The sequence below is a fragment of the Acidovorax sp. 106 genome (assembly GCF_003663825.1).
In the GTDB taxonomy this organism is placed as follows: Bacteria; Pseudomonadota; Gammaproteobacteria; order Burkholderiales; family Burkholderiaceae_C; genus Acidovorax.
Genome location: NZ_RCCC01000001.1, coordinates 116,679 through 122,926, shown reverse-complemented (window position 1 = coordinate 122,926; position 6,248 = coordinate 116,679). Strand labels below are relative to the sequence as shown.

The window sequence follows — 6,248 nt, the reverse complement described above, 5'->3', positions numbered from 1 at the left end:
GGGGTCGGCTGCTCCGTAGGGGTGGATGGGAGGCCGCCGCTGTGCACGTGCGCGCCTAGGAGGGCGGCGGCGAGGCTGTGTCCGGGGCCAGGGCCAGGCCGCTGGGCGACACGCCGAAGGCCTCCTTGAAGATTGCCGAGAAATGGCTGGGGCTGCGAAAGCCCACCATCTGCGCGGCCTGCATCACGCCGACGCCGTCTTCGCTGATCAGCTGGCGCGCGCGCTGCAGGCGCTGCTTTTGCAGGAAGCTGAAGGCCGAGGTGCCATAGACCGTGCGAAAGCCCGACTTGAGCTTGTTGTCGTTGATGCCCACGCGCCAGGCCAGCTCGATCAGGGTCGGCGGGTTGCACATCTCGCTGACCAGGATCTGGGCGGCCTTGTGGATGCAGGCCAGGTCCGCCGCTTTCATGCGCGGCACCACGTTGCGCGGCAGCGACAGCTTGCGCAGCAGCTCCAGCTGGTGCGACCACAGCTCCAGCACCTTGGCCGACAGGTAATGCCACTGGATGTGCGGCTGGTGCGTGCACTGCACGACCTCGTGCGCCACCGCCAGCATCCATTGGGAGCCCAGCCCGCAGTGGTGCACGCCATGCAGCAAGGCATTGCCAAGCAGGTCGAGCACGAAGGCGTCCTCGGCCGATTCCAGCCATTTTTGGCTCAGGTGGATGGTGAGGAAGCAGCCGCGCTCGCCGCCCTTGAAATGGGAGCTCACATGGCTGTCGGCATGCGAGGTCGTGGCCGGGTAGCGTGCGAACAGCGTCTCCTGGCGGGCAATGCGCACGGGCTGGCTGCCCGCTGTGTCGTTGACCAGGCTGCCCTCCAGGCAGACGGTGAAGCTCAGGTTCGGCTGGGCCACCACGTCGGCGTAGATCACGGTGTCCTGGTGGAAGGTGGACTCCATCAATGCCAGGCTGGCATCGCCGAGCAGGGGAGCGATGAAAACGCGGCCTTGGCCATGTTCGGGTGGAAGCTGCCAGACCTGGCCGCTGGCCGGTGCGGCGACTTCGGTGGTGTCGAAGCGCGCCTGCTCCGGTGGCAACCCGAACAGATCCGCGATGGAAAGCCTGATTGTCAAAGCTGCCTAATTTTATGGAGTGATAATGGTTCTCATTAAGATATATTGGCATGAAGTTGTCAAGCTTTTCGCGTGCGGAAAAGGGGTTGTGGCGCAGGTCCATGGCTAGAACGATCTGCGTGCGGAGATGCGAAACGAGGACTGCCCTCGCCACAGGCCGTATTCGCTGGTGGGGCGGCCCCACAGGCGCATGACACCGGCATCCAGGCGCCACTGATCGTCCACTTCCCATTGGGCGTACAGCTCGGCCGAGCCGCTGCGGTCGCTGGTCTGCAGCACGCCGCGCGCGCCGATCTCCAGGCTGGAGTCCATGAAGCGGTCGCGCACCAGGTAGGTCAGGCCGTGGCGCCGCTGGCTGCGGCCACGGCTCAGGGGCGAGGCCGCCTGGTGGTCGAAATAGGCCTGCAGGTTGGCGTAGGGGCCGTCGTCGAACTGGCGGTCCCAGCCCAGCACGGCGCGCAGACGCGGCGAGCGGCCCAGGGCGCCGGTGGCGGCCTGCAGCAGCGATGCATGGGGCTCCCAGGCCATTTCGCCGCGCAGGCCGTTGCCGCCAAGCACGCCTTGCACGGCCATGCCGAAGGTGCGTACCGCCGGGGCGGCGAAGCGGCCGTCGCCCAGCGATAAGGGCTCGCGCGCATGGCCCTGGTAGGCCAGCATCTCGATGTCGAAGCCGTTGCCGTAGCGGATCCAGCGCAGGCCGTATTCGGGCCGGGCCGGTGTTTCGACGCGCGTGGGCGCGGCGCCTGCTGCCTCGCGCTGCTGGCGCAGCACCGAAGGCTCCCAGGGGCTGCCCGATTCCGGCAGGCGGCCGACGCCGGCGCGCGGCACCCACACCATTTGCAGCCGCCCGCCCAGGGCCTCGCGCTCGACCGTCGCCATCCAGGAGGGCAGCCGCGTGGTGTTGCGCATGCCGCCCACGAACGGGTCCGACAGGTCCACCGGGTTGATCAGGTCGAGCACGCTGCGCCCGTCCGCCGCGCCCCAGCGCAGCCGCCGCCTGCCAGCGTCGATGCGCCAGTCGCCGGCATAGGTGCCCAGTGTCAGCTCGTGCAGCCGCGTGCGCACGGTGGAGGAGCGGTAGCTGGCCAGCGGGTCCCAGTCCACATAGCCCGAGGCCAGCAGGGACACGGGGCCCGACTGCCACTGGGTTTCGATCCAGGCCCGCTGCGTAGCGCTCATGGCATGGCCGTCGTCCAGGCGTGCGCGCAGCTGCGACATCAGGTGGCCCGAGACCGACCACGGGCCGGTGCTGCCGTCGGTGCCGGGGGCGCTGCCGGAGGCCGCTGCGCCTGAGCAGGCTAGTGCGAGGCAGGCGCCACCCAATGCGCCACCCATTGCGCTGCGCCATGCCCGGCTGCCCGTGCCGGGCAGCGAGCTACGACTGGGCCTGCGCATGCGGCGGAATCTGTGCCACCGGCACGCGCGGCGGAAACAGCGTCAGCAAGGCCGGCACCAGCAGCAGATCGGAGATCAGCGCGCACAGGAAGGCGAAGGCCGCGACCAGGCCGAACTCCGACAAGTCCGTGCTCTGCGAGAACACGAAGGCGCCGAAGCCCATGAATAGCACCGAGGAGTTGAACAGCAGCGCGCGGCCGATGTGGCGCACGGTGGCGCGCAGCGCGGCCGCCTGGTTGCCCAGCTCGCCCAGGTGGCGCCTGAAGTGGGCGAAGAAATGCACGTTGTCGTCCACCGCCACGCCGATAACCACCGGCGCCAGCATCATCAGCGGCAGGTGCAGCGGGATGCCAAGTAGGCCCATCAGCCCAAAGGCGAAAACCACGGGAAGCACATTGGGCACCAGCGCGATCAGGCTCAGCCGCACCGAACGCAGGATCGCAAGCAGCAGCAGCGCGACGGCCGCCAGCGCGAGGCCGAAGCTCAGCATCTCGCCCCGCACGATCAGATCGCACAGCGCCACCACCAGCGCGAAGTTGCCGGCCGCTGCCAGACGCGTGTCCGGCGCCAGTGTGGCGGCGGCCTCGCGGTCGATGAAGGCCTCCAGCTCGCGCAGATCGCGCGAGTCCAGGCTGCGGGTGCGCACGGTGATGCGGGCCTGCGAGCCGTCGAACGACATCAGGCGCTCCAGCGACTTGCCGCCGCTGGTTTCGTAGAGAAACAGGTACTGCGCCGCCTGCTCTGCGGCTGCCGGCAGCCGGTTCCAGGCCGGGTCATCGCCATGCAGCGCCTGATTGGTGCGGGCCACGACATCGGCCAGCGAGCGTGTCTCGGTGACCATCGGATGGGTTTGTATGCGCGTCTGCAGGGCCGCCATGCGGCGCAGGAAGTCGAGTTCGCGCACGCCATCGGGTTGGGGGGCGGTGAGCACCAGCTCCACCGCCATCGCGCCCTTCATGCGCTGATCCATCAGTTCATAGGACAGGCGCAGCGGCGCGCCGCGCGGGAAGCTCTCGACGGTCTTGGTCTGCGGCTCGACCCGGTGCGCGGCACCGATGGCCAGCACCGTGGCGGCAAGGAAGGCCAGGGCCACCGAACGCGGCCGGGCCATGGCGAAACCGACGGCGTTCTGCAGCATGCGGTCCAGCCGGCCTTCGCGTTGACCCTCAGGCTTATGCGCGGGCCGCGCCTGGCGCAGCGCCCGGCCGCTGGCTAGCAAGGCGGGCGCCAGCACCAGCGACAAGCCCGCCGCCATCACGATGCCCACGGCCGCCAACACGCCAAGCTGGTTGATCGGCTTGAGCGGGGCGCCGCCAAAGGCAATGAAGGCAGCCACATTGGTCAGCGTGGTCAGCATGATGGGCACGGCGACCCGCTCCAGCGAGCGCACCACGGCCTGCGGATGCGCGGTTCCGTCCTCCAGTTCCTGCTGGTAGTCGGCGATGACGTGGACGCTATCGCAGATGCCGATGCTGACCAGCAGCGTCGGCAGCATGGCGGCCAGCCCCGTCATCGGCCAGCCGAACACGGCCGCCAGCGCGAAGGTCCACACCACGGACAGTGCCATGACCACCAGCGGAATCACCGCCGCCTTGAGGCTGCGCAGCAGCACCAGCAGCATGACGCCGAACAGCACCAGGCCGATCAGTCCGAAGCGGGCGATCTCCTCGCCCACCAGCTGGTCGAAGGCCTGGGCCATGACGGGCCCGCCGATGAGGTGCACCCTGAGATCGGGAAAGCCCGCGACGATGGCGGCGATGGCCGGGCCGACCTCCTTGCGCTGTAGCTCGCGGTCGCCCGGATAGGCCTTGAGCTCCACGACAATGGCCGTCAGCGTGCCGTCATCGGACACGAAGCGCCCCGCCAGGGCCGGGTCGCCGAGCGCGCGCTCGCGCAGCCTGGCCAGGTCGGCGGGCGAGGAGGGGATGTCCTTGAACAGCGCTCCCACATGCAGCGTGTCCGCTTGCGCGCTTATGACTTCGGCCGAGCCCAGCCAGGAGACCTCGCGCACATAGGGCGTGTCCCTCTCCAGCGCAGTGGCCAGGGCCTTGACGCGGCCCAGCAGCGCGGTCGAGAAGACATTCTTGTCCTCCACCAGCACCACCACGCTGTCATCGTTGCCGAAGGTGCGCTCGAAGCGCTTGACCGCCAGCAGCCGCGCGTCGTCCGGCGCGAAGTAGGACGATTCGCTTTCCTCGAAGCGCAGGTGCTGGAGCTGTAGGCCCAGGATGACGGTGATGAGGGCGACGATGGCGAAGACGACATAGCGTCCGCTGACGATGTGCTGGGCCCACCTGGTGTGCCAACTGGGCCGGGATTGCGGTGAATACATAGGGGTCTCGGGAGGGGGAATGGTCTGCCGGCGCATGCTGCCGACGGCGCGAGGCAGTCGATTTGTGAAGTTAACTGCGAATCGTTCTCGAATGGGTGCCGAAATGTGCGCGCCGGATCAGACAGGATCAGGAACTGCGCGTGGTGCCCTGGCCCTTGCCCGGGTGTTCAGCTATCCCGGGGCGTCTTGCCCGCCATCCTGGCTGGGCGCAGCAGGTCGAAGGCCGCGCCATCGCGCGACCTGGGCCTTCATTACATGGGGTCGGGAGTGACACCCGTCCTATGGCCCGCGCCATTGCGCATGCCGCACGCCGAGCTGCAGCTGCTGGATGCGGCGTTGGATGGTGGAGTGGCTGATGCCGAGCTGGCAGGCGGCCTCGGAGACGTTACCCTGGCATTGGGCCAGCAACTGCTCCAGCGCCTGTGCGGCGGGCTCGCCGGTGGGGTGGCCGGTGCAGCGCAGGTTGAGGCGCCGTGCAGCGCATCGGGCACGCACATCCTGGGTGTTCAGCATCCGGTGGCCATGACCTTCCCGAAAGATGAGCAACTCGTGATCCAGAAGGCGTTCTTCTACACCTGTGGGAGTTTTATCTTTCGACGATGGTGGGGACCATCGGGAGCGCCTGGACGCGCGCTTCGCCGTTCGGCGAAATCCCAACCGGTCGAACCGAGATAACGCGGTGCATGCGCTCTCAATAAAGAGCTTCGCGCAGGTGTCCCAGGACGAGATCAATGGCGTGCTGGAACTCGCAGCCCCGATCGCCGCCGACGTGCCGCACGATATGGCCTCTGGCCAAGAAGGCTCTTGATCCTGCTGCCCAGCCCTCAGCACAAGAGTGGGAAGAGATCACCAGGCAGTGTTTCGGCCAGCTGCGGGCGGCTTTCCGGAGGCCCGCCGGTCGGCGGGGCTTGCGTACTTTGCAGGTCGGTGCTCTGTTGCATGCGGCATTACGCTGGAATCGCACGCAGAAGTTGAACGCCAACGGCATGTTCGATTTTCACTATGCAGAAGCGGCGCTGGGCTACTGTGACGTACTCCTGACAGATAGACCCACGCACGCACTGTTGAGGCAGCGAAACCTGGCCATCGAGCGCGACTTTACGTGCCGAGTCATGTCTTCCGCTGAAGAAGGTTCCGACTGGGTTCGGCGCCGCATTGCGTAGTGTGTCGATGACGGCCGTTCCTGCAAGTTGGATTGCGCTGCCGCAAAAGCTGAAGTTTTGACCCCTGTTCGGTATGATGTGAATTGATTGATGATGGTGTTGTCAGAGTCGCCGCCCCGCAAATCGCTCCATCTCCCGCGCCAGCAAAAGATGCGCGCTTCTGACGGTAAAAGTGACGGTAACGCCCTATGTTGATCACAGCCAATCCCTTTAACCACGCGGGTTTAGGTGACCTGTTGATGATGGAGTGGGAGTGATCACTCAAAAATGCTGAGTGCTATTC

General features: G+C 67.0%; 5 protein-coding genes. 1 reads left to right on the top strand and 4 read right to left on the bottom strand.

The annotated features are described in order from the left end of the window. Positions 1–55: 55 nt before the first annotated feature. From C8C98_RS00635 to C8C98_RS00620, 4 genes are all read right to left on the bottom strand, one after another. Positions 56–1,075, bottom strand: coding sequence for a helix-turn-helix transcriptional regulator (locus tag C8C98_RS00635; protein ID WP_147436314.1), 1,020 nt, complete (start codon positions 1,073–1,075; stop codon positions 56–58). A gap of 105 nt (positions 1,076–1,180) precedes the next feature. After that, complete coding sequence (locus tag C8C98_RS00630; RefSeq protein ID WP_121452717.1) at positions 1,181–2,410, bottom strand: hypothetical protein; 1,230 nt, start codon at positions 2,408–2,410, stop codon at positions 1,181–1,183. Between the two features lie 40 nt (positions 2,411–2,450). Then, a complete protein-coding gene (locus C8C98_RS00625; RefSeq protein ID WP_121452716.1) occupies positions 2,451–4,802 on the bottom strand; it encodes an RND family transporter in 2,352 nt (783 codons plus the stop codon). 279 nt (positions 4,803–5,081) lie between these two features. Continuing rightward, on the bottom strand, positions 5,082–5,315 hold the full coding sequence (locus tag C8C98_RS00620; protein ID WP_233574407.1) for a helix-turn-helix domain-containing protein: 234 nt from the start codon (positions 5,313–5,315) through the stop codon (positions 5,082–5,084). A 64-nt stretch (positions 5,316–5,379) separates the two neighbouring features. On the opposite strand from C8C98_RS00620, the gene C8C98_RS21720 reads away from it, so the two are divergent. Beyond that, entirely contained in the window at positions 5,380–5,610 is a 231-nt protein-coding gene (locus C8C98_RS21720) for a hypothetical protein (RefSeq protein ID WP_121452715.1), read from the top strand. Positions 5,611–6,248 lie beyond the last annotated feature (638 nt).